Origin of the sequence: Priestia sp. SIMBA_032, assembly GCF_046535215.1 — a bacterium.
Taxonomy (GTDB): Bacteria; Bacillota; Bacilli; order Bacillales; family Bacillaceae_H; genus Priestia; species Priestia aryabhattai.
Map to the genome: position 1 here is coordinate 87,891 of NZ_JAWRXD010000009.1, position 23,817 is coordinate 111,707.

Below are 23,817 nucleotides of genomic sequence, written 5' to 3' on the forward strand. Positions count from 1 at the left end.
TTTCAAATTTCCCCAAAAATAAAACCAGCTCATCCTTTCATAACGAAAGAACGTGCTGGTTTTATTTTTGCTTTTCGTATGCATCAGGTTCAATATGAACAAGCGTATCTTTAATCTGATGCTCATCGTTCATCATATGTTCAATTTGATCAGCAATTTCATGGCTTTTAATAACATTTAAATGAGGATCTACTTTAACAGTTACATCAATAACGACTTGATTACCAAGCTTGCGCGCTTTCACATCTTCTACTTCTTTTACCCCTTCTACAAGCCCAATGCTTTCTTTGTAGTGCCCTAACTTTTCTTCATCAAATCCGTCCGTTAAAGAATGAGCTGCTTCTTTAAAAATTTCGATGGCTGTTTTACAAATAATAATTCCCACAGCAAAAGCAGCTACCACGTCCAGCCAAGGCAGGCCGAATTGTGAGCCGAAAATTCCCACAACAGCCCCTATGCTCACAAGTGCATCAGACAAATTATCTTTAGCAACCGCATATAAAGACTGGCTATCAAGTTTTTTAGCAAGCTTAATATTATATCGGTAGACACCACCCATAACAGCAGCGGCTCCAAGACCTACCCAAGCAGCCAGTAAATTAGGCGCTTCAGATTTGTCCATAAATAATGACTGACCCGCATCGACCAATACTTCTAGTCCGATGACCATCATAATAAAAGAAGCAATAAGTGAAGAGATATGTTCCGCTCTGGAATGTCCATAGGGATGATCATTATCGCGAGGTTTTTTAGAGATTTTTAAACCGATTAAGACGGCAATTGATGCAATAATATCTGTGACGTTATTAAGACCGTCGGCTTTTAATGCAGAGGAAGCGGTGACACCCGCAATAGTAAGTTTACATGCTGATAAAAAGATATATGATAAGATACTAACCCAAGCGCCTTTTTGGGCTTGCTCATAGTAGTTCTCCATCCCTTCAACTCCTTTATTCAAAATAAGCAAATTTAGTGTAACAAATGGATTTCGTGTGGGTCTATAGAAACATTATTGGCTGTTAACATACAAATAGAGAACGTTAAACTCTTTAGCTTTCTGCAAAACAAGTTGCCTTTACTCAACACTTTAAACGTTTAAGATCTTTCTAAATGTGGCACTTCATGTAGAAGGACTCTTTTTTAAAATCGCCCTTTAAAATTGTTTACTATTTTTTAAAAGGTGTGATTTTTATCACAGCCGAGGGTATTTATTCTTGTTACACTAACATTGTGAAAAACATCACAAAATAAAATTCAAAGGATGATACAAATGAAAACACAATTCACACCAAAAACACGAAAAGTTGCCGTTATCGGAACTGGTTTTGTTGGCTCAAGCTACGCTTTTTCAATGGTGAATCAAGGTATTGCCAATGAATTAGTGTTAATCGATATGAACAAAGAAAAAGCAGAAGGCGAAGCACGCGATATCAATCATGGAATGCCATTTGCCACACCGATGAAAATCTGGGCTGGAGATTATAAAGACTGTGCTGACGCTGATTTAGTAGTTATTACAGCGGGCGCTAATCAAGCTCCAGGGGAAACGCGCTTAGATCTAGTTGAAAAAAACGTTAAAATTTTTGAATGCATTGTAAAAGATATTATGAACAGCGGATTTGACGGCATCATTTTAGTGGCAACAAATCCAGTTGATATTCTTGCACACGTTACACAAAAAGTATCAGGATTGCCAAACGAACGGGTAATTGGTTCAGGAACGATTCTTGACACAGCTCGCTTCCGCTACTTGCTGAGCGACTATTTCGAAGTAGATTCTCGCAACGTTCACGCTTATATTATGGGCGAACACGGAGATACGGAATTTCCTGTTTGGAGCCATGCGCAAATTGGCGGTGTGAAGCTCGAACATTTTATCAATACTGCCGCTATTGAAAAAGAACCGGATATGCAGCATCTATTCGAACAAACCCGCGATGCGGCTTATCATATTATTAATCGAAAAGGAGCGACTTATTACGGAATTGCGATGGGACTTGTACGCATCACCAAGGCTATTTTAGATGATGAAAATTCTATTTTAACGGTATCTGCTTTATTAGAAGGACAATACGGTATTTCTGATGTGTATATCGGCGTACCAGCCATTATTAATAAAAACGGCGTGCGCCAAATTATTGAATTGAATTTAACTCCTCACGAACAGCAGCAGCTCGAGCACTCTGCTAGCATTCTTAAGCAAACTCGCGACAGAGCTTTTGTGTAACATCAAAAGATTTTTGCGGGGGACTCCCCCGCTCCCTTGTCTTAAATATGTAGTAGAGGTGTATGAATATGACGTGGACTCAGGTATATAATCCGTTAAATAATATTTGGCTTTCTGCACTAATTGCACTCATCCCCATCATCTTTTTCTTTATTGCTTTAACTCTTTTGAAATTAAAAGGACACATTGCTGCCGGTATTACGGTACTTCTTTCTATGATTATTGCTATTTATTTTTATGATATGCCTGCCTCAATGGTCTTAGGAGCCACAGGCTATGGTTTTTTGTATGCACTTTGGCCCATCAGCTATATTATTATCGGCGCGGTGTTCTTATACAAGCTAACTGTCAAAAGCGGACAGTTTACTACCATTAGACAATCTATTATTTCAATAACCGATGACCCCCGCTTGCAAATGCTTCTTGTTGCTTTTTCCTTTAATGCTTTTTTAGAAGGAGCAGCGGGGTTTGGAGCTCCAATTGCCATTACAGCAGCGCTCCTAGTTGGACTTGGGTTCAAGCCGTTAAAAGCAGCGGCGCTATGTTTAATTGCTAATACAGCTTCAGGAGCGTTTGGCGCCATGGGGATTCCTGTCATTGTCGCAGGACAAGTATCTGGCATAGATCCAAAAGAAATTGCTCATTTTCTTGGCACGCAGCTTCCGATTATTTCTTTTCTTATCCCTTTTTTACTTGTCTTTATTATTGATGGGATAAAAGGATTAAAAGACGTATGGAAAGCAACGAGCATCACAGCCGTTTCCTATGCGCTGACGCAGTATTTAACTGTTACATACATCGGCCCTGAACTTCCAAATATCACATCTTCTATTGTGAGTTTGCTTGCTCTTGCTTTTTATATTAAACGAACAAGCCCGGCAGCAGCTAAAAGCTTCAGCCTGTCACCAAAACAAATTTTAAAAGCTTGGTCTCCTTTTATTCTATTAACGGTACTCGTTACGGCTTGGAGCATTTCTTTTGTCAAAACGATGCTTGAACATATGAACCTGCTTATTAACGTCCCATTTTTACACAATCATGTAATTAAAGCAGCTCCTTTAGTAAAGGATCCTACGCCTTATGCTGCTATCTTAAAAATAGACGTATTTGCAGCAACAGGTACAGCAATTCTTATCGCTTGTATCCTTTCAGTTCTCTTGCTTAACGTATCGCCAAAGGTGGCATGGGCTACTCTTTTAGAAACCGTAAAAGAACTAGCAAGACCTATTATGACGATAATGATGGTCATTGCTTTTGCTTTTATTTCAAATTATTCAGGACAGTCTTCTACACTTGGATTGGCGCTTGCTACATCAGCTGCTTATTTTCCATTTTTATCACCATTTCTTGGGTGGATCGGCGTATTTCTAACGGGATCTGTCGTATCAAACAATGCGCTGTTCGGCAACTTGCAGCTAACTACAGCTCAGCAAATTAATGTCTTGCCAATTATTCTTGTAGCGGCTAATACTGCCGGCGGCGTAATGGCTAAAATGCTTTCTCCTCAATCAATTGCTGTCGCTGCCGGGGCAGTGGGACTGGCTGGAAAAGAAAGTGAACTGTTTAAATACACGCTCAAATACAGCATGGGATTTTTGATATTAGGAGGATTTGTTACCTTTTTATTGGCTTGGTGGTTATGATAAAAAACTGCTGAAACTCCGGTTATTACCTTGTTTTTTTCATTTAAACAAACGTTTGATTATATAAAAAGGTCCCCCAGTTAGTGCTGGGGATTTTTTTATTCTGAATTTCTCCTCTTTCAGGGGGCATCTCCGGAAAATCTCTGTAATTCATGCCTGCTATCCCGCTTTTCTCACTATGTATAATGGCTTTCATGATTTCGCCTCCCCTTACTCTACTCTACTAAAAAGCTCAAAACCGCAAAAGAAATACGCTAAAAAAAAGGAAAATAAACTTTTAGAATCGCTTTTTCACCGTTTTATCTTTATTTTTCTGTATCGTGAAAGTATCCAGCTTCTTTTATTACAGTTTTGTTACAAAAAAATGTTTGTAACAAAACGAATGCAAAACAAAAAAATCGGTTTAAAAACCCTGATAAATCAACATTTATCCGCAATTTATTTATTATATCTACTTCAGAAACTAGTAAAAATCTAAAAAAATTTAAGAAAAAAAGACAAAACACTTTCTTTTATTACAGATTTATTGTAATATAAATGTAACAAAAGAAATATAAAACACATAATTGTTACATAAATAAGGTTAATTGATTAGGAGTGAGTTAGAAATGAAAAAAATTGGACTAGTTTTATCATCAATCGCTATTTTCTTTACACTAAGCACTGGAGTGACAGCACAAACAACATCTACAACACTAACGGATGCAAATGCTGTCAAAATTGCAGCTAGTGCCAGCAATCATTTCTGGAGTGCTCTGCACGGTTATAAAAACAAACCATGTACAGAACGTACATTTGAATATAAAGGAACTGAGTACGTATATCTTTGCCCTGAATTTGATACAAAAGCTGAGCTATCAAGCTACTTATCTGAAACATTTACAAATAGTGCAGTAGAAAAAGGACTAACAAATTACGGCTATATCACATATAACGGCAAACTTGCACACCCAATCGGCGACGGATTCAGCATGTTAGAATGGTCAAAAGCAAAAACAAAACTTGTGTATCAAACAGCAACAGTTCGCTCTTATGAATTTACAGTTCCAACTGTAGATGGAGGCAGCGTAAAACGCACTGTCACATTCTATAAATCTGGTGCACAGTGGAAAGTAAATAAATTTGACGCTGTTCAATAATAAAAAAAGCAGGCCTGCTTGAGCAGACCTGCTTTTTTCTTTTTCATCGATAACATAAATAAAACTTCTACTTACAGCGCTCTAATAGCTGTAAATAGAAGTTGAGATCACAAGTTTAAGTAAATTAAATTTTGTCGAATCCTGTAGAAACAGTGATAAGTTACGTTTTATATTACAGGCTAAATTTCTTATTGTCAACATAATTCAGCAAAAAGATAGGGCAATATATTCAGAGCATAATAAAGACATTAACTAGGATTTTGTTCATGGTCCTCTGGGTTATCATGTACAGGATGCGCGCCTGGAAATAATCTTTGCGCTTTTTTATGAAGATTTTTGTTTTCATAATTAAATGCGCTATACGTTCGCTGCCCTTCTTCCCATGAAGTAGATTTCCCCAGTTTTTGATTAACAGGAGAGCCGAAAGGACCGTCTGGAAATTCTTCAGCGGTTATATACTCGTGGCTTTTTTCTACTGTAGAGAAATCATCATACGATGGTTGTTTGTGTTCTTTCAATGATTTCACACCTTCTTTCTAGAAGATTTTCTACTAGTATGCACACTTCTTTGTAAAAAACCCTCTTAAATTAGTCTAAATCAGGGTATGATAACTATACGTTTATTTTTTAAAGGAGTTGAACAGCTTGGAACCTAGACCTCAGAAAGGAACTTTTTTCCGAGAAAAAATCTTAAATAATAAATTTGTTGTATATACAATTATTATTTTTATTCTCAGCATGACTATTTTTTCGTTATCAAAAATCGGATTTATTTTAATTCCTATCTCTATTTTTATTAAAACGATCGCACTGCCGATTATCTTAGCAGGAATTTGCTTTTATTTATTTAATCCGCTTGTTGACTTTTTAGAACGAAAAGGTGTAAAACGAATTATTTCCATTCTTGTTTTATACATAGTGATTATCGGCGCATTAGCCATTATTATTTCATCGGTTATCCCGCCTCTAAAAAATCAAGTTGACCGTCTTATTGATAATATCCCAGAGCTGACGCATGACGTTCAGCATGCGGTGACGAATCTTTCGAATAACCGATATGTCGAACAGGGTCTTCAGTCGGCTAACACGGACCTAGATAAGATTTCAAAAGATGCATCAAAACACTTGAGTAAATATGTTTCTGGATTTTCAAGCGGTATTGTGAACTTTGTCGGCACCATTACAGAAATTATATTATCGGTTGCCGTTTTACCCTTTATTCTTTTCTACTTATTAAAAGATGGGAAAAACTTGCCTAATTACATTGTAAAACTGCTTCCAAACCGCTCTCGTTCTGAAGCTAAATTCATTTTAGCCGACATGAACCACGCATTAAGCGCATATATTCGCGGGCAAATTTTTGTTGCGATTTGTATAGGTGTACTGCTTTTCATTGGCTATCTGATTATTGGGTTAGATTATGCATTACTTCTAGCGATTATCGCCATGGTAACCAATGTTGTCCCTTACCTTGGTCCTATTATCGCCATTATTCCAGCCATTATTATTGCGTTTATTACGTCTCCTTTCATGCTTGTAAAACTAGCCATTGTCTGGGCAGTTGTTCAATTGCTTGAAGGTAAAGTAATATCTCCGCAGATTATGGGAAGAAGCCTGGATATTCACCCGATTACGGTCATTTTTGTCATTCTAACCGCCGGAAACTTATTCGGAATCATCGGTATTATTTTAGCCGTTCCTGGATATGCCGTTTTAAAAGTTATTATTACGCATATTTATCAATTCATCCGTTTGAATTCTACTATGTATCCAGATAAAAAAGCATAATAAAAAGCCCATCGATTTTCGATGGGCTTAACTTTTTACTTTTGTTCTTCTTCGTCTTCACGATCAAACCAAAGGAGCTCTTGATCATCTTCATCTCCATTATAGTTGATGAGAATTTCTTCCCCTGCTTGGATATCCGTATATGCATAAAAATCAAAGGTATGATTGTCAAAATTAATTTCATACGTAGCATTTGGTGTATACGAGTGATTAAACAGCATACCGTATCCCAAAAGAATAGCCGTATGATTCACTCCATATTCAAAAGCATAATCCGCTAGTGTTGTTTTCTCAATAAAATCATGCTCTTTATTAGGATAAGCGATTACGGGAGCTTCGTGAATAAGCGTTCCTTTTTTAATATCTTGCTTAGCAAATACACCTCTATTAAATTCTCCGTTGCTTATCGTAGACTTTTTTATTTCGATCATATTCGTCACCTATATATTCTTTCCTCTAAGATTTTCTTCTTCCTTAAGCTTGACAGTTTCTAAAGGGGAAATCAACTGTTTTTCATAACCACTTGAATATAAGCTGAAGGAACGTATATCATACGCGCTTGTGTAAGCACTTACCTTAGTAGGAACATGCGATGTGGTTTTATTTTAGACATGGAGTCGCAATGATTTGGTTAGCTCTTGTTATTTATACGTTTTCATCTATTACTAAATGGGGGAACAAAAAAACAAATAAGAAATAAAGTGGAAGTCTAACAGAATCATACGTTTTCTTACCTATTATTTTTAAACAAAATGAGCTGGGAGGAGCAGTATTTATGAAACGAATCATTGACTCGCATATTCACCTCGATCAATATGAACCGAAAAGATGGAAAGACATAATAGAGAAGGATCGTTCGTTACAAGCGCTTATTTCTGTATCTTCTACATTACACTCTTGCCAACTTAATCAAAAAATCAGCAAGTTATATTCCTGCGTGAAACCCGCCTACGGATTTCACCCTGAACAAATGCTGCCTTCTTCAAATGAATTAGCGGAGCTGTTTGCTTGGATCGATCAAAACAATGAAGAAATGATCGCTGTTGGTGAGGTTGGTCTACCTTATTACTTAAGGCAGACATACCCTCTTTCTCTAGAGCCCTATTTGGAGCTGCTTGAAGCTTTTATTATTCATTCAAAAAAGTGGAGAAAGCCGTTAATTCTGCATGCTGTATATGAAGATGCTGAGATCGTGTGCGACTTACTAGAAAAACATTCTGTGTCTAAAGCTCACTTCCACTGGTTCAAAGGAGCTAAAAAGACCGTTGAGCGAATGAAAAACAACGGCTACTATATTTCCGTTACACCTGATATTGTATATAAGCCTAAAATCCAAGCGCTTGCCACGGAATACCCTCTTGACTATTTGATGATTGAAACAGATGGGCCGTGGCCATTTGAAGGACCTTTTCAAAACCAGACAACCGTTCCATCAATGATGCATCAGTCCATTCAGCAAATAGCACGTCTCAAAAGGGTTTCTGTAACGGAAACATATGATTTTTTATATCGAAATACAGCTTGTTTTTATAATCTCTCCATATAAAAAGCCTTTCCCTAAGGAAAGGCTTTTTATATCTAAATTCGTTTCACAAGTTTTACGATCAGCACAATCACTGCAATGACAAGAAGAATGTGAATGATGCCGCCGCCAATATGAAAAACTAATCCTAATAACCAAAAAATAAATAAAAGTCCAATAATCGTCCACAACATAATTTTTTCTCCTTTTTTATATGTAGTATTTGTTATAATTTTATATTTCCCTAAATGTGCATAAATAAACGCATTTCATATACATCTTTTCACTAAAGAAGGTTCACATAATGTACAAAAAGCAATCATGTTCTCTGTGGTAAAATAAGTATGTAATCTTATTTCATTTAAGCGGAGATGATTAACTATGACATGGATTGTACTACTTTCCATTATTCTTGTAAGTGCGCTCAAAATATTAGTAACGTGTCTTCCAACTCCAGTTGTCAAATGGCTTTTGAGCAAGTTCCAATTACATCCAACACTTGATGATCAAAACGCTACTGTCACAGTTGATGGGAAACATTTAGAAGGCAAAGATAAAATTCAAGTGATTGATTATTTTAATAAAGCAACATTTTTAAAACAATATTATGTCCATGAAGGAAATAAGGACTATTATAAACACCTAGAAGACAGTGAAACTCCACTTGTTATCGATACGAAAAAAGGGAAAAACGATGTTCGATTATGCGTATACAGCTATCATGATCATGTCGACGTCGTGAAACAATACAAAAAGAAGATTATCGCCTACAGCCTGCTGTCTGATCACCTTCAAAAGCAGACCATAACAGCTGACCTAGCTTAAACCAGTCGCCTATAAGGCGGCCTTTTTAGTTTTTAGTTTTAGTTTGAAGCTATCTTATTTAAAAATACCAACCTTTAACAGTAATTCTAATGCTATAATGTGAATTAATATAATCTTCTAACTTTTTAAGAGGTGATGGATAATGCTTTCTTTGTTAGGGTTTGGAATGATTGCTACTTTTCTATTTCTTGTCATCAGTAAACGCTTGTCCGTGGTTGTTGCTTTTATTTTTGTCGTATCCTCTTTGGTATAATTGGAGGTTTTAGTGCCGATATGGGCAATATGATGATGAATGGTATTTTAAAAGTAGCTCCTACGGCCATTATGATCGTTTTTGCTATTTTATATTTTGGACTAATGATTGACGTCGGTTTATTTGATCCTATGATTTCTCGTATCCTAAACATTGTGAAAGGCGATCCTTTAAAAGTCGTAATGGCAACTGCCGTTATTACAATGCTTGTTGGCTTGGACGGAGACGGGTCTTCTACATTTTTAATTACAGTTTCCGCCTTGCTTCCTTTGTACACAAAACTCGGAATGAACCGACTAATACTGGCTTGTGTTATTAGTTTAAGCGCAGGTGTTATGAATATGATTCCTTGGGGAGGTCCTCTCGTAAGAGCCGCAGCAAGTTTGCAATTAGAAGTATCAGATCTATTTAACCCTCTTATTCCAGCTATAGCAGCGGGATTGATGTGGACTTTATTTTCAGCATATCTACTCGGAAAAAGAGAGAAAGCGCGCTTAGGAACCATTCATTTAAAAGGTTCATCAATGGCTTTTGCTGAACAGCTTTCAGTTCATGAGACTCCTGGGAAGACTCCTGGGAAGCCACCTAAACTCTTTTGGTTTAATGCCTTATTGACACTGTGCTTAATGACTCTCTTGGTCGTAGACATACTCCCTATTCCTATTTTATTTGCTATTGCTTTTGCCATTGCTTTATTTGTTAATTTTCCTCATCCAAAAGAGCAGCAGGAAAGAATCTTAAGTCATGCAAACAGCTTTGTAATGGTTAGTACGTTGGTTTTTGCAGCCGGAATCTTTACAGGCGTTTTTACAGAAACAAAAATGATGGATGCCATGGCTAATACCATCGTCAGCCTCACTCCTGAATGGCTGGGCTCTCACCTTCCCTTAGTTGTAGCAATAACGAGCCTTCCTCTTAGCTTTGTATTTTCACCTGATGCTTATTACTTTGGCATTTTACCTGTTATTAGCCATACAGCAGCTAATTTTGGTGTAGACCCTGTAGAAATAGGGCGAGCAGCTTTATTGGGACATTCCACAACTGGGTTTCCCCTATCTCCTTTAGTACCCGCTACTTTCATTCTGATTGGGCTGGTTGAAGTAGATTTTGGGGAGCATCAAAAGTTTCTTTTCAAGTGGGCCTTTGGGACAACTATTGTGATGACAATTACAGCCATTTTAACGAATGCTATTTCCCTTTAGACTCTACCATAAAAAAGGAAGCCGACTACCATAAGGCAATCGGCTCACACATGTAGGATATTGATTTAACACTAACAAAGTACAACACAACACTAGTAATTATATAATATATTTCATTTTTTTGAAAGCGATTTCATATATATTTTTGAAAATATTTTGTTATTTTTTTTTCATAGAAAAGAACCACGTTTCAGCCAATTCGAAACGTGGTTCTTTTCTGTAAGGACTTGCCCTACAGGCTATAAATGTAAGTTACGTTCATTATAGCATGAGCCCGTATATAGATTCCATGGTAATTACTGTATGATCTCGTTACGTTATGACTCATTGTATTTTTCTGTCCATGTGCAGCGTATTCCATGGTTCATCCTGTTCAGCTAGCCTTTTGATAAAGCCTTGTGAAGCCCAAAAAGGAATAGCTCCAGGTAAAAAAGGATGAGTATGCAGATACAGCGTGTCATAAAAATGACTTTGGGCAAATTGTTCTACTGCTTTTAACAGCTGCTGTCCAATGCCTAGACGCCGGTACGCTGGATCGACATAGCATTTTACAATCTCAGCTGCAGTTTTATGTTCATATTGCTTTTTTAATGCATGAAACCTTCCATCGTAAGCGTATAAACCTATGGTTCCAATTACTTGTTGACTTTCCATAACAGCTGCAAAAAAAGCAGCTCATTTCGCTTGAACATAATGTTCATTAAAATGAAGCAAATCCACAGGAAGCTGATTTTTTTCCAGCATAGGAAACAGCTCATTTCGCATATTCATGACAAACTGAATCACTTCAGCATCCTTTTCTGTTACTTCTTTAATTTGATACATTTGTACTTCTTGCACGTTTATTGTCACGTCCTTTTATCTGTCATTTTATACTTTCTCTTTTCCCTCTCTATGTCTCAATATTGACTATGGGGTTACATCTAAATGCTGAGTCAGCATATAATACTCGCTTGGATTTGTTGTCCAGTTTTTCACTTTTTGATTGTAAGCAACAACAATGTTTGGATATACAATCGATGACGTCAGCATTTTTCTATTAATCAAGGCGGTTGCTTGTTTGGCTAATTGATCTCGTTTTGCGTCATCTACTGTTGAATTTAACTGCTGAATCATTTTTGTTAGCTTATCGTCATTAATCCGACTGGCATTTAAACCACCGCCCGGCAAATAGTTCGTACTTAAATAATAGCTGGCATCCCCTCTAGGTGCTGTGATAAGGCTGTACAATGCTAAATCCCAATCATCTTTTGCCATTATATATTCATCGCTATCTTCAACTAGGTGAATCTTAATAGTAATTCCTAACTCTTTCGCATTAGACTGTATAAGCTGAGCAATTAAAGGCAGTTCTGGCAGAGAGCTGTATGTGACAAGAGAGAGCGATAGTGGCTTTCCATTTTTGATTGCTTTGTCATTTTTGATTTGATAGCCTGCTTTCTCTAAATATTTTTTAGCAGATGTCATACCTCTTTGCTCATTAGCAGTACTATCAGCAAAAGGAAATTGGGGTAAAAATGGACCTCGAGCCGCTGTCGCTTGATTGTTCATTATGCTGCTGACAATTTCTTTTCGGTTCAATAAAGCATCGATAGCTTTTCTTACAATTTCGTCTTTTAATGCGTCATTGGTTTGATTATAAAGCAATAAATGGGTACGTACACTAGGTACTCCACTTACCTTAAAAGACGGATCTGTTTGTAAAGTGCTCAAGCTTTCTAAAGGCGGGCGATAAATAATATCGGCTGTCCCGGACTGAAGAGCAGCAACTCGCGCATTAGCATCTTCGTTAAATGCAAAAATCGCGTTTTTTAATTTCACTTTCCCATCCCAATAATGTTCATATCTCCCTAATTTCACTTGATTTCCTTGATCAAAAGACAAGACGCGAAATGGACCCGTACCAATGGGCTTCTTAGTTATATTAGAAGCATCAACGTCTATAATAGCTGTATTTGGATGCATTAATTCAGAAGGGAATTTAGGAATCGGTTCTTTTAACGTAATTGTCAGCATGTGACCGTTCGCTTTCATTTCTTTAATATTTAAAGCGTTTTTCATCGCATAACTTTGATCTATCGTTCTTTGAAGAGAAGACTTAACGGCATTTGCATCCAGCGCTTTTCCATTTTGAAACGTGATGTTCTTTCTTATCATAAATGTCCATGTAAGGCCGTTATCTTTCGTTTCCCACTTTTCAGCAAGCCAAGGCTTTATTTTTAAATCGTCGCTGATTTTAACAAGCGTCTCCCCTACTCCCGCACGAACTGCTGTATAATTATCATCCGTATGAGGATCAAGCGTTGCAGATGTAAAATTAAATAAGAACGTTACACTTTTATCCGTTTTCTTTCTTTCTTTTATACTTACGCTCTCTTCATTAGGAGCGCAAGCAGTGAGGCAAAGTAACACAAGAAATATCATAGACACGAGTTTTTTATTATTTATCATTGATTTTTCCACCTTCTATTTTAATACACAAAAAAGCACTTCTAAAAAGAAGTGCTTGTCTTCACAACAAATTCAGATAAACGTATCCCTTGTTTATCTTATTTTTGATTCTGCCAAAACACCTCCCTATCCTCGTAGGTTATTGTGTGCTGAGATTTATGGCAGGTCTCCTGGCTTCAAGTCATTGCCTTATACCGCCTTCCCGTCTCTAAATAGACAGTGGCTTTTTGACATAAGGCTCCTTGTTACAGTGGCGGGACCGCTCCGGATTTGCACCGGATTCCCTTTTAAGGCAATTGACAAAAAACAATTACCACCATAAAAGCTTGTTATTTAATTTAGTAGCGTGCTCTTGAAACTCTAGAAGTAGAAGCTGATGGTGAAACATCTTCATCATCAAATCCAGTGGCAATAACGGTTACCATCATTTCGTCCTTTAAGTCTTCATTAATCACAGATCCAAAAATCATATTTAAGTCCTGATCAGAAGCAGACGTGACAATATCTGCTGCTTCCTGTACTTCGTAAAGACTCAAGCTACTGCCGCTCGTAATGTTCAACAGCACGCCTCTTGCTCCATCAATCGATGCATCTAGCAGCGGACTAGAAATCGCTTTTTTCGCTGCTTCGATTGCCCGGTCTGATCCGGAAGCTCGTCCGATACCCATAAGCGCAAATCCTTGATTAGACATGATTGTTTTTACATCAGCAAAGTCAAGGTTAATCAGCCCCGGAACAGCGATTAAATCTGAAATACCTTGAATACCTTGGCGAAGAACATTATCTGCTTCACGGAATGCTTCAAGCATAGGCGTCTTTTTATCGACAATTTCAAGCAAGCGGTCATTTGGAATCACAATAAGGGTATCTACCGATTCATTCATCGCAGTAATACCGCCTACTGCTTGCTTCGTACGTTTATTTCCTTCAAACTTGAACGGGCGAGTGACTACTCCAATTGTTAAAGCATTTAGTTCACGGGCAATTTGGGCAATAACCGGAGCTGCTCCAGTACCAGTTCCTCCGCCCATGCCAGCTGTTACGAATACCATATCTGCGCCTTGCAGTACTTCTTGAATTTGTTCTCTGCTTTCTTCGGCTGCTTCTCTTCCTACTTCCGGATTAGCTCCTGCACCTAATCCTCGCGTTAAGGCCGCACCAATCTGCATTTTCACATCTGCTTTAGATAAGTTAAGCGCCTGAGCATCCGTATTAACGGCGATAAATTCTACCCCTTGTACACCATGTTCAATCATACGGTTAACGGTGTTATTTCCTCCACCGCCGACTCCAATTACTTTAATTCGCACTAATGGTGATACATCTGCATCAAATCCAAACATTCTAAGTTCCTCCTCAATGATCAAAATTACTTTCTCTTATTATCCGAAAAAACACGTGAAGAACCTTTTACTACTATATTTAACGCGTAACTGTTCTTTTGTTTTACAGATTTTATACATTTCTCTTTTAACCTTTAAATCTTTACATCTTTATGTAAAATTATTGTTGTTCTGAAGTTAGTACGCCGAACTCTTTTTTGGTTTTCCCACTCAAAACGGCATATAAGCTTATTGTATCATTCATTTGACAGATGTCTGTATTTAATTTTGAGTAAGATGTGACTAAGAGAATAATATTTTTATAGACAAAATGAGAAAAAGCCCTTAGAAATAAGGGCTTCTCTAAATAATAAACCGTTTTATAATTTCCCAGTTAAGAATTGAGCTTCTCCCATGCCAAAGCTCCAGTCAGCATTACCGTTCTCAACAATTGAAATCATAATGTCGTTTGGCTGAATACCGCAGCTTTCTCCCAGCTCTTTTACAATTAATTTGTAAAGAGCTTGTTTTTGCTCTTCTGTTCGCTGTTTGCTCGTCACACTTATAATAACCAAATCCTTGCTTCTCTCAAAGCCAAGACCTGTATCTTCAATAATCATTTCATGAGCAGGATGCTGATGTACAATTTGATAACGATCGCGTTCTGGGACGCCAAAGGCTTCTAGCATCGCTCGGTGAGTAGCGTCTAGTAATGCTTTTAACTCTTTTTCGTCTCTTCCTTCTATTACATCAAATCTAAGTAATGGCATACTAAGTAACCTCCAGCTTTTTGCCTAATGTATTATTGCTTTATCATATCACAACTATCATTTGTAAAAAAAAGATATGCTATTCACAATGTGCTGACCTCAAACGCTTCAATAAAAGCTGAATCTAATAAAAAGAAATGAGCAGCATAACGGCTCATTTCATTAGTACAAAAACATTTATAATAAGAGCTAAAATACATACAGATACAATGGCAATGAGTACGTTCATCACAAGGTTTTGCGAGGATGTTTTGGCTTGTTTTTTCATATCAGCCCGACTCATCTGTTGCTTTTCATGATCACTTTTAGACATCACGTAGCCTCTCCTATTCATCAAAATGTCAGCAGTGTGTAAATGATTTTTGAGAAACCTTGATCCAGTTCTTGTGTATAAACAGCATCACATGCAGGTTACCAACAGTTATTTTAGCATGTTTTGTCAAATAAGTGGACTATGTAGCGCTTCAATTTAGTATTCACGGCCAAATATATTTAAATTCGTTGCTTTTCTCTTCTTTTCTCGCTATTGTTTGAGGAGAAGGATAATTAGATACGATAAAGGATGATACGATATTGAATAACCATACGCAGCTGCCTCAGTATATCTACACATACGCATGCAGCGAAGAGGAACTCTCACTATGTCAATTAGAGAGACGCTCTCTTTTTGAAATTGAAACTGAGAAACCTATCATAAAAAGTGCCGTTAAACTTGATCCAAGCAGAAGCCCTTTTATCAAAGAGCGATTAGATATTATGTATGAAGCAGATGACCTTGCGGATATTTGCAAACAAGTAGAAGATATTGACCTTGGAGATCAAACATTCAAACTCATTTTTATGAAAATTAATGACTTGGAAAAAGATCAAAAAATAAGTTATAAAGGTCAGCGTGCTGTTGAACGTGATGTGGGTTGGCATTTTGTAGCAGAAGCAGACTTGCATAACCCTGACCATTTGTTTGGCATTGTTACGTTTGAAGGACGCTGGTATTTTGGAAAATATCAAAAAAGTGAAGCTGTATGGCTGCATCATTTGAAGAAACCGCGTGAATACTCTACGGCACTCAGTACCCGCCTTGCAAGAGCTGTAGCTAACATTGCCGTTCCAAATCCTGAAGGAATCAAAGCGATTGATCCATGCTGTGGTATTGGTACAGTCCTGGTAGAAGCTCTTTCAATGGGCATTGATATTGTAGGACGGGATATCAATCCACTTGTGACCGACGGATCTCGTGAAAATATTGCGTATTTCGGCTTAAGCGGTGATGTCAAAACTGGACCGATTTCGGATGTTACAACTCACTATGATGTAGCTATCATCGACATGCCTTACAATCTCTACACCCACGCGACGCCTGAAGATCAGCTTTCTATTTTGAAACACGCTCGCCGCTTTTCGGATAAAGTAGTCGTGATTACAGTAGATACGATTGACCATATGATTCATGAAGCTGGCTTTTCTATTTCAGATCGCTGCGTAGCGCGCAAAAGCGTATTTTCTAGACAAGTAGTTGTATGCGAATAAAAAAAGACACCAGTCTAACAGGCTGGTGTCTTTTGATTTACCACTCTTTAGGTTCATAGTCTAATTCTTTGAATAGCTGCGTACGCTCTTTTTTCGTTAAATCTCTCCATTGCCCAACAGGTAAGTTGTTTAAATGGATATTCATAATACGCGTGCGCTGAAGGCGGTATACTTCATATCCAAGCACTTCACACATACGGCGAATTTGACGATTTAAGCCCTGTGTTAAAATAATTTGAAACTCGTACTTAGACAGCTGTGTCACTTTACAAGGAAGCGTTTTTGTACCCAGAATCTTTACTCCCTCAGACATGTTTTTGATAAACTCCGGTGTAATGGGCTTATCTACTGCAACAATATATTCTTTTTCATGTTTGTTTTCTGCACGTAAAATTTCGTTAATAATATCGCCGTCATTTGTAAGTAAAATTAAGCCGTCTGAATCCTTATCTAGTCGTCCGACATGGTGAATACGCAAAGGGTGATTGACTAAGTCAATGATGTTTCCCTTTACTTTTTTTTCACTCGTACTTGTAATGCCGACTGGTTTATTAAGCGCAATATATACATTGTTTCGAGCAATCCGAAGCTGTTGGCCGCTTACTCGAATATCATCGCCAGGCTCAACTTGATCTCCGATTTTTGCAACCTTTCCATTGACGGTTACTCTTCCTTCACTAATTAACTTATCTGCCCCTCGTCTTGACGCTTTGCCAGATTCGCTAATAAATTTATTCAGTCTCAGGTGAATCACAACCTTACATTTAAAAATTTTAAAATTTGTCTCTTCTATTAGAAACAGATATGTGTCAATTTCTATACCGTCCCTATCGTAACATGCTATACGCTTCTCGTCTTCTTTTAATTTCATTACTTGATCATATTTTTTTAACAGTAATAGAAGTATAGATCCAAAATACTTTGTAATCTTATTCTTAACATTTCAAGCAATGCTTACACCTGTCAAACTAACGTCACTCTCCACTTCTATAAGACCTAAACGTCTAGATTGACTGATCCGTATAGGGGTATAGGGTTGCTACTATTATACTGACCGATCAACTAGTAATTATGTCAGGGAGCTGTTTTCATGGAATCAACCAATGGCGTAGGTTTAAGCATCGGTCCCGTGATGACGCTTGCTTTAAATCAAGTACCTAAACCTCTTCACGCTCACGGTTCAGCCATTTCAAATACGATTAACCAAGTTTCAGGTGCGATTGGACCCGCTTTGTATACAAGTATTATGACTATGGCTTCTCAGCACTTTATTCAACAATCAAATGAAACGAATAAAACGCTGTTACAAATAAAAAGTATGACAAGCAGGGTGCATACCGTCTATTATGTAGCCATCGCTTTCGCTATCGTTTCGTTCCTGCTCGCTCTCACGTTAAAGAAAAAAGACCAGCAGCGGGAGACGCAATAAATAAGAAGCTAACGAGAGCTGCTCATGATTTGAGCAGCTCTTGTTACATGCAGAATTTATATTATAAATGTAAGAGCAATCATAGATACTATTAAAACAAAGATAACAATACTATTCTTTCTTTTTACCTTCCATGCTTCAATAGCACCCGCGATACCACCAATAGCTAAAATAAAAGCACCTATAATATGGAGAGGCAGCAGAGATAATACTCTGCCTAAACTCGCCATCACTCCTCCAATCAATATAAATCCTGTTGTTACAATAGATTTTAAAGATGTTAAGTCTCGGATAGCTTCTTTTTTTTCAGTTTTACTCAGTTTAAAGTACTCTATTATGCTAAAAACAGCCGGTGTTCCCCATAAAATAAATAAGTCAACTAATCTATCCGTATCTACACTCACTGTTTATTCACCACCTTTATCAATCCCTTATGCACTTTTCCTAACCCATTTTTTAGAGATGAAAAAGGCGGCTGTAGCTGCTACAACGGGAATTGCAAAAGCAAAGCTAGGTGAATGACTGCCGAAAATGACTTCATTTAATAAACCTTCAATTGAACTCCACATATCCGCGCTTTCTGGAACATACCAAAGCGTAAGAATCATGCCTGATAGCAGTTGAAAGCTACCTAGCAACACGATGAAGCTAATGATAAACAGTCCGTCCGTATCTCTTCAATGAAATCTCCCCCTTAGTTTATATACGATTTCACACCCTTCAAATTCCACTATTTAATAAATAACTTTCTATTATTCTCGCTTCAAAGATCCTCCAAAAGAAAATTGATGGTAGTCATCAAGCTTATTCCAATACCCTATGCACTTTACGTCAGGCTCATCAATAGCTAACACTTCTTTATTAGTTCCTTTATAAGGAAGAAATGCCGTTAACTTCACCTTTTGCTTTGGCTTGATATTTAATTTATTTCCTTCTGCTAACACCTTAAATTTATTATCAGAATAACCGTTTTTTATTTTTAAAGGATAGGATAAAAATACATTGTTTTGTTTAATGGTCAAATCGCTCTTGTTTACTAATTCCATTTCATATGAAATCCCTTGCTTCATTTTTTGTTCTTTGATTACGTTAATACTTATCTTTTCTAGTTCTCTTAAAGGAACGTTGTCTTCTTCTTTTGAACAGCCGGCAAATAAGATGGCTAATGCTAATAAAACAAGAATTCCTAACTGTCTATTCAAAAAACAATCCCCTCTCTAGTAACAAAGGTTATTTTACAATTATAATTCAAAAAAGTTATTTAATGGTAAAAATACAATTAAAAAAGCAAACCGTCATCGGTCTGCTTTTTTAATTGCTACGCATAGGTAATGTGTTGTTGTGCGAAAAACTTTTCGATAAGGAGTTTGCCAACTATATATATATCGTAACAAAAGAAAAAAGAATGCGCTGTGAGATTTGTCACTCCTTCTTTCAAAATAACCCAACCTGATACTTCCTATTGCCTTACGCAAAAAGAGCAGATCGCAAACGCGACCTGCTCTTTTCACATGCTAGATATGGGTAATTTGTTCATGCGTGAAAAGCTCTTCAATAATAAGGGGTTTATCACTACACTTATAGAATAACAAAGAAAAAAAGATGGGGCTGTGAGATTTATCACAGCCCCATCTTTTTTATCCAACTAGCTTATTAAATTGTACACGTTTATTAATTGCTGCCATAATTGGTGCTCCAACAAGCATAACAACAAACTCGCCAACGGCTGTTGTTAGCCACGTAAAGAAAAATGGCAAGTCAAATGCTAGGCGCAGCTCAAAAGCAATAATAAACATCGTAAATGTAAACACAAGTGTATTCACAAGCATACGAGCCCACATATTTTTAATGTAGCGCATAGAAAAAATGGTAATGAGTAATGATAGGACAGACTGTCCTACCCCAAACACCAGGTCATAAGCAACCATTGGTGAAAAAAACAAGTTCGTCAGAAATACCCCTAGTACAATGCCGTACACGTACTTTTTATTAAATACAATCAAATGATTGAACATTTCCGATATACGAAATTGGATATTGGTGAAGCCAAACGGCTGAATTAGCATGCTGACAGCAATATACATAGCAGCTAAAAGACCGTTGACGCAAAGTGTTCTTATATTCATCTTACTATTCTCTCCTTAGTTTTTTAACGTGGGATGGTTACGAACCACGTAAACACTCAAAGAATCATACAGCAAGCTTAAGCTTTCGTCAATCTAGCTGTTTACAAACTACTGCTACTTTCTATATCTTGCATATTGACTGCTCTTTTTTCTTACTTTCCTTTAGTATAAAATAGAAGACGTATCAGTATACATAGGTGACATCAAGTAGTTAACCCTTTTGATTAGACATACGAAAGGATTTGTAGCGATGTTAGATAATACAGATAAGCGCATACTAGAAGAACTATCAAAAAACGGACGTGTGAAAATGAAAGAATTAGGAGAAAAAGTGCATTTAACCGGCCAAGCCGCTTCTGCTAGAGTATTAAAGTTAGAAGATGAAGGCATTATCAAAGGCTACACAATTAACATTGATGAACGAAAAATTGGCTACACCGTCCATGCATTTTTAAATATCTATACGCAGAGTATTCATCACCACCCCTACCTTACATTTGTAGAAAGTCAACAGGAGCACGTTATCAACAACTTTAAAATCAGCGGCGATGGCTGCTACTTACTAGAATGCAAATTTCATTCAAATGAAGAACTAAATGATTTTTTGACAGAGCTAAATCAGCATGTGAATTACAAACTTTCAATCGTCATTAACAAATAATTTTTTTAAAAAATAAAGGTATATTAATTTATGAAAATGGTAATCCTAATAACGTATTCCCCCTATTCCAATAAATTTGAAAATCCTTTGCACTGTCGCAAAGGATTCTTTTTTTATGAAGGAAACCGCCTTCTATTTTTTGAAAAGTTGAACATCTCTCATAGCGTTGACATAGCGGTCAGAGGTTTATATAATCGGTGACATCGAAGCATAGAAAAGCAGGATCAAGACCTATACACGTATCGTAATTCTTCGTCTTAGAAGTTGATCAGTTTTATAACTAGACAATTTCTAAGACGTTTTTTATTTTATCATTTGTGAAACACTAGTAAAAACAAGATTCCCCATAAAAATATCCTAATAATCAAGGAGGTTTGCATATTGAAAACAATCTATAAAGACATCATCTTAATTATTGTTGGAGCACTTTTAGTTGCTGCATCCATTGATTTTTTCGTCATTCCAAATAAATTAGGTGACGGAAGTACAGTTGGTATTGCTCTTGTTTTATATTATTTATTTCATATCCCTACAAGTATCAGCACGTTTCTTGTAAACCTTATATTTATTGCCTTAGCCTATAAATTTCTAACCAAAAAAACCATTCTTTATACGATTCTAGGAGCTGTCATGACGTCCGTTTTCTTAGGTCTGGTCAGCTATATTCCCTTTCATGTTCACGACATGATTTTAGGAATTGTATTCGGCGCCTTATTAATGGGAACAGGACTAGCTCTTATTTTTATCGCAGATGGATCTACCGGCGGAACAACTCTTTTAGCTTATTTATTAAACTACACAAAAGGCTATAATATCTCTAAAAGCATGTTCTACATGGACAGCGTTATTATTTTAGCATCGGTTTTTGCCATTGGCGTCAACAACACGCTCTATACTTTTATATTCGTCTATCTTTGTGCCAAAATCGTCGATATTGTTATCGAAGGTTTCCACAACAAAAAAGCAATGACGATTATGTCCGATCAATACAAAGACATCGCGCAAGTCATCACCAGTGAATTTGGAAATGCAGCCACAATCTTTTACGGATATGGCTACTACGCCAATAAAGATAAACGCATCATTTATGTTGTTATTAAAAAGAACGAGCTATTAAAAATTAAAAAGAAAATCCAGCAAATTGATCCAAATTCTTTTATTGTCATCCACGAAGTAAAAGAAGTTGTCGGCGGGAAATTTGGATTTATCGGCAATTCGCCTCATGAAACAAAAGCCGCTGCTAAATAAAAAATCCACCTCTTGGTGGATTTTTTTATGAAAAAACCGTTAAGAAAAAAGAAAAGATACCTGCTAAAAAGTAAACTGCCCCTAAAGCAATTGCTCCTGTAACGACCGTAAATACACTTAATCCGATAGCCACCTTCATTTTCATCCACATCCCTTTTTAGATTAGTAGTATAAGTATGTCCAAGGATAGGAAATTTATAACTATGTCATTCTATTTATTTGATGCACCAATTATCTATTGAACATGTTCTAAAACCACCATTGACGACATAATGTATAGGAAGGATTTCATATACACATCTTTGTATCACACATATCATATGAAATTAGGTGAGATAAAATGGTGGCTGTCCACTTTTTTGAAAACAGAAAGCTTCTATTAAGCCAGCTGCGGGAAAATATTCCCTCTACGGGTGATGATTTAAAGATTAAAGGACGAAAAGGAACCGTCGTGCTTGTGAATGACATCGATGAAAAAAATGTTCACGTGGAAGTTACTTTAGAAAAAGTAGTGAAAAAGAACCTAGCGTTAGATAATGCTAAAAAGAAAAGGAGATAAGCGGCTACGCTTATCTCCTTTTTTTGATTGACATACGATCTCTTGCTTCTGTTTAGAAAAAAAAGAGACTCCTAAAAAAGGAATCTGCCAAAAAGAGCGATATCATCGCCTGAATATTAATACAAGCTACATTTTAACATATAAAAACAATTTTTACAAAAATAAACTATTATTTTACGCATAATTATTTTTTATTCGAGGTTTTTCAACATTTAAAACCCATTTTGTATAAAGAATTTTATTTATTTTTCAGGCCAAATTTTTGCATTTGGCTCTAATAACCACTTATGCTCTTCTTCCATAATACGGTCTGTCCACGGATTATTATCAAGATGGCGAATCATCCAGCAGAAGTACATCGCATAGCCGGGAGCCGTTGCTTGAGGATGATCTAATTCACCAGGAATTGTAATAAAACTATTATCAACTACACGGTACGCATCTTCTCCAACCATTGCGCAGCCAAACCCTTGCGGCTTGTCAAAACGATAGTAATAAACTTCGGGCTGGTCATGATGATGAGGCGGATAACTCGACCATCTTCCTGGATAAGAAATAACTTCTCCAATAACAAGGTTAGAATAAGGAGCGTTATTATAGTCAAAGATTGTTCGAATTACACGCTGAGCAGTACCTTCCCATACTCCTTCACCAGCTACTGTATTTTGACAATCTTCAGGCGTATATAATTTTGATGAAAACTCTTTTTCATTATCCGTTTTTTGAACTAGTACTTCACTATCGGCAAGACCGGTAATTTTAACCTCCACATTTTTTGAAACGTGCAAACACCAAGGCTCTTCTTCAAAAAGGGAATCACGCTGAATTTCTTTCGAATGTCCTTCCCACTCTAGGTTTACCTTTCCTTCTAGTAAAAGAATAGCCGTTTCATTGCTGCTGTCTAGCAAGGTTTCTTCTTTTCCTTGAGACATATTATAAATCCCAATATCCATCAACATATCTTTGTGCTGACCGGCCATTTCTGTAAGTACGTTGTATCCTTTATTTAATTCACCTAATTTACCTAGCATGCTTAACTTCCTCCTTTATGTAATAGCGCAATCGGAATTTACTAATCACTCATTTTTTCTTTATAGACTCTATACATTCTTTTGAATATGTGAC

The 23,817-nt window shown here is 36.9% G+C and carries 27 protein-coding genes, 2 pseudogenes and 2 riboswitches; of the genes and pseudogenes, 12 read left to right on the top strand and 17 right to left on the bottom strand.

All coding sequences use genetic code 11. The features are described 5' to 3' along the window. Positions 1-61: 61 nt before the first annotated feature. Positions 62-937, bottom strand: coding sequence for a cation diffusion facilitator family transporter (locus tag SB717_RS22810; protein WP_074682915.1), 876 nt, complete (start codon positions 935-937; stop codon positions 62-64). A 333-nt stretch (positions 938-1,270) separates the two neighbouring features. Between SB717_RS22810 and SB717_RS22815 the strand changes: the two genes are divergently transcribed. Both SB717_RS22815 and SB717_RS22820 read left to right on the top strand, forming a co-directional pair. Next, complete coding sequence (locus SB717_RS22815; RefSeq protein WP_013081626.1) at positions 1,271-2,227, top strand: L-lactate dehydrogenase; 957 nt, start codon at positions 1,271-1,273, stop codon at positions 2,225-2,227. Between the two features lie 62 nt (positions 2,228-2,289). Further along, positions 2,290-3,870 carry a lactate permease LctP family transporter gene (locus SB717_RS22820; protein ID WP_410904790.1) on the top strand — a complete coding sequence of 527 codons (1,581 nt, stop codon included), beginning with the start codon at positions 2,290-2,292 and terminating at the stop codon, positions 3,868-3,870. A gap of 43 nt (positions 3,871-3,913) precedes the next feature. On the opposite strand, the gene SB717_RS22825 is transcribed toward SB717_RS22820, so the two are convergent. Beyond that, positions 3,914-4,066, bottom strand: coding sequence for a hypothetical protein (locus tag SB717_RS22825; RefSeq protein ID WP_410904791.1), 153 nt, complete (start codon positions 4,064-4,066; stop codon positions 3,914-3,916). A gap of 412 nt (positions 4,067-4,478) precedes the next feature. Between SB717_RS22825 and SB717_RS22830 the strand changes: the two genes are divergently transcribed. Then, positions 4,479-5,009: an IseA DL-endopeptidase inhibitor family protein gene (locus tag SB717_RS22830; RefSeq protein WP_074682913.1), complete on the top strand. Its 531-nt coding sequence runs from the start codon at positions 4,479-4,481 to the stop codon at positions 5,007-5,009. A gap of 248 nt (positions 5,010-5,257) precedes the next feature. Here SB717_RS22830 and SB717_RS22835 read toward each other — a convergent pair whose 3' ends face one another. Beyond that, positions 5,258-5,527 carry a hypothetical protein gene (locus SB717_RS22835; RefSeq protein ID WP_410904792.1) on the bottom strand — a complete coding sequence of 90 codons (270 nt, stop codon included), beginning with the start codon at positions 5,525-5,527 and terminating at the stop codon, positions 5,258-5,260. 127 nt (positions 5,528-5,654) lie between these two features. On the opposite strand from SB717_RS22835, the gene SB717_RS22840 reads away from it, so the two are divergent. Further along, positions 5,655-6,797 carry an AI-2E family transporter gene (locus SB717_RS22840; protein ID WP_013081622.1) on the top strand — a complete coding sequence of 381 codons (1,143 nt, stop codon included), beginning with the start codon at positions 5,655-5,657 and terminating at the stop codon, positions 6,795-6,797. Positions 6,798-6,832: 35 nt separating this feature from the next. On the opposite strand, the gene SB717_RS22845 is transcribed toward SB717_RS22840, so the two are convergent. Further along, complete coding sequence (locus tag SB717_RS22845; protein WP_410904793.1) at positions 6,833-7,228, bottom strand: SET domain-containing protein; 396 nt, start codon at positions 7,226-7,228, stop codon at positions 6,833-6,835. A 344-nt stretch (positions 7,229-7,572) separates the two neighbouring features. On the opposite strand from SB717_RS22845, the gene SB717_RS22850 reads away from it, so the two are divergent. Beyond that, positions 7,573-8,343, top strand: a complete 771-nt coding sequence (locus SB717_RS22850) for a TatD family hydrolase (RefSeq protein ID WP_074682910.1) — start codon at positions 7,573-7,575, stop codon at positions 8,341-8,343. 32 nt (positions 8,344-8,375) lie between these two features. Here the strand turns inward: SB717_RS22850 and SB717_RS22855 are convergent, their stop codons facing one another. Beyond that, on the bottom strand, positions 8,376-8,513 hold the full coding sequence (locus SB717_RS22855) for a lmo0937 family membrane protein (protein ID WP_013055244.1): 138 nt from the start codon (positions 8,511-8,513) through the stop codon (positions 8,376-8,378). A gap of 187 nt (positions 8,514-8,700) precedes the next feature. Between SB717_RS22855 and SB717_RS22860 the strand changes: the two genes are divergently transcribed. Together SB717_RS22860 and SB717_RS22865 are read left to right on the top strand one after the other, a co-directional pair. Beyond that, complete coding sequence (locus SB717_RS22860) at positions 8,701-9,144, top strand: YfmQ family protein (RefSeq protein ID WP_074682909.1); 444 nt, start codon at positions 8,701-8,703, stop codon at positions 9,142-9,144. Positions 9,145-9,286: 142 nt separating this feature from the next. Beyond that, positions 9,287-10,599, top strand: a pseudogene (locus SB717_RS22865) (CitMHS family transporter). Positions 10,600-10,923: 324 nt separating this feature from the next. Here the strand turns inward: SB717_RS22865 and SB717_RS22870 are convergent. The 6 genes and pseudogenes from SB717_RS22870 to SB717_RS22895 all read right to left on the bottom strand — a co-directional run. Beyond that, positions 10,924-11,256 (bottom strand): annotated as a pseudogene (locus SB717_RS22870) (GNAT family N-acetyltransferase); the annotation flags it as partial. An 18-nt stretch (positions 11,257-11,274) separates the two neighbouring features. Then, on the bottom strand, positions 11,275-11,439 hold the full coding sequence (locus SB717_RS22875; protein ID WP_410904794.1) for a hypothetical protein: 165 nt from the start codon (positions 11,437-11,439) through the stop codon (positions 11,275-11,277). A 69-nt stretch (positions 11,440-11,508) separates the two neighbouring features. Continuing rightward, entirely contained in the window at positions 11,509-13,050 is a 1,542-nt protein-coding gene (nikA, locus tag SB717_RS22880) for a nickel ABC transporter substrate-binding protein (RefSeq protein WP_074682907.1), read from the bottom strand. Between the two features lie 143 nt (positions 13,051-13,193). Continuing rightward, positions 13,194-13,386, bottom strand: a riboswitch (cobalamin riboswitch). A 2-nt stretch (positions 13,387-13,388) separates the two neighbouring features. Continuing rightward, complete coding sequence (gene ftsZ / locus SB717_RS22885; protein WP_013055240.1) at positions 13,389-14,393, bottom strand: cell division protein FtsZ; 1,005 nt, start codon at positions 14,391-14,393, stop codon at positions 13,389-13,391. Positions 14,394-14,752: 359 nt separating this feature from the next. Beyond that, positions 14,753-15,142: a tautomerase family protein gene (locus tag SB717_RS22890; RefSeq protein WP_013081615.1), complete on the bottom strand. Its 390-nt coding sequence runs from the start codon at positions 15,140-15,142 to the stop codon at positions 14,753-14,755. Between the two features lie 154 nt (positions 15,143-15,296). After that, positions 15,297-15,455 carry a hypothetical protein gene (locus SB717_RS22895; protein ID WP_013055238.1) on the bottom strand — a complete coding sequence of 53 codons (159 nt, stop codon included), beginning with the start codon at positions 15,453-15,455 and terminating at the stop codon, positions 15,297-15,299. A gap of 260 nt (positions 15,456-15,715) precedes the next feature. On the opposite strand from SB717_RS22895, the gene SB717_RS22900 reads away from it, so the two are divergent. Further along, on the top strand, positions 15,716-16,669 hold the full coding sequence (locus SB717_RS22900; RefSeq protein WP_340428677.1) for a TRM11 family SAM-dependent methyltransferase: 954 nt from the start codon (positions 15,716-15,718) through the stop codon (positions 16,667-16,669). Between the two features lie 37 nt (positions 16,670-16,706). Here the strand turns inward: SB717_RS22900 and rluF are convergent, their stop codons facing one another. Next, on the bottom strand, positions 16,707-17,423 hold the full coding sequence (gene rluF, locus SB717_RS22905; RefSeq protein WP_170836846.1) for a 23S rRNA pseudouridine(2604) synthase RluF: 717 nt from the start codon (positions 17,421-17,423) through the stop codon (positions 16,707-16,709). Between the two features lie 336 nt (positions 17,424-17,759). Between rluF and SB717_RS22910 the strand changes: the two genes are divergently transcribed. Beyond that, entirely contained in the window at positions 17,760-18,098 is a 339-nt protein-coding gene (locus tag SB717_RS22910; RefSeq protein ID WP_312036212.1) for an MFS transporter, read from the top strand. 56 nt (positions 18,099-18,154) lie between these two features. Here the strand turns inward: SB717_RS22910 and SB717_RS22915 are convergent, their stop codons facing one another. From SB717_RS22915 to SB717_RS22930, 4 genes are all read right to left on the bottom strand, one after another. Next, positions 18,155-18,502: a hypothetical protein gene (locus SB717_RS22915; RefSeq protein ID WP_410904795.1), complete on the bottom strand. Its 348-nt coding sequence runs from the start codon at positions 18,500-18,502 to the stop codon at positions 18,155-18,157. 27 nt (positions 18,503-18,529) lie between these two features. Next, the gene (locus SB717_RS22920) at positions 18,530-18,739 is read right to left on the bottom strand and encodes a hypothetical protein (RefSeq protein WP_081350987.1); all 210 of its coding nucleotides are present in this window, start codon (positions 18,737-18,739) and stop codon (positions 18,530-18,532) included. Between the two features lie 111 nt (positions 18,740-18,850). Beyond that, the gene (locus SB717_RS22925; protein ID WP_410904796.1) at positions 18,851-19,300 is read right to left on the bottom strand and encodes a hypothetical protein; all 450 of its coding nucleotides are present in this window, start codon (positions 19,298-19,300) and stop codon (positions 18,851-18,853) included. A gap of 435 nt (positions 19,301-19,735) precedes the next feature. Further along, on the bottom strand, positions 19,736-20,224 hold the full coding sequence (locus tag SB717_RS22930; RefSeq protein ID WP_410904797.1) for a QueT transporter family protein: 489 nt from the start codon (positions 20,222-20,224) through the stop codon (positions 19,736-19,738). Between the two features lie 9 nt (positions 20,225-20,233). Next, a riboswitch (PreQ1 riboswitch) is annotated at positions 20,234-20,278 on the bottom strand. Positions 20,279-20,474: 196 nt separating this feature from the next. Here SB717_RS22930 and SB717_RS22935 point away from each other — a divergent pair. The 3 genes from SB717_RS22935 (at position 20,475) to SB717_RS22945 (ending at position 22,692) form a co-directional block, all read left to right on the top strand. Beyond that, a complete protein-coding gene (locus SB717_RS22935; RefSeq protein ID WP_098623202.1) occupies positions 20,475-20,885 on the top strand; it encodes an Lrp/AsnC family transcriptional regulator in 411 nt (136 codons plus the stop codon). Positions 20,886-21,266: 381 nt separating this feature from the next. Next, entirely contained in the window at positions 21,267-22,133 is an 867-nt protein-coding gene (locus SB717_RS22940) for a YitT family protein (RefSeq protein ID WP_074682900.1), read from the top strand. A 340-nt stretch (positions 22,134-22,473) separates the two neighbouring features. Then, on the top strand, positions 22,474-22,692 hold the full coding sequence (locus SB717_RS22945) for a hypothetical protein (RefSeq protein ID WP_098448871.1): 219 nt from the start codon (positions 22,474-22,476) through the stop codon (positions 22,690-22,692). Positions 22,693-22,934: 242 nt separating this feature from the next. Here the strand turns inward: SB717_RS22945 and SB717_RS22950 are convergent, their stop codons facing one another. Further along, positions 22,935-23,723 carry a 5-deoxy-glucuronate isomerase gene (locus SB717_RS22950; protein ID WP_410904798.1) on the bottom strand — a complete coding sequence of 263 codons (789 nt, stop codon included), beginning with the start codon at positions 23,721-23,723 and terminating at the stop codon, positions 22,935-22,937. Positions 23,724-23,817: the final 94 nt, after the last annotated feature.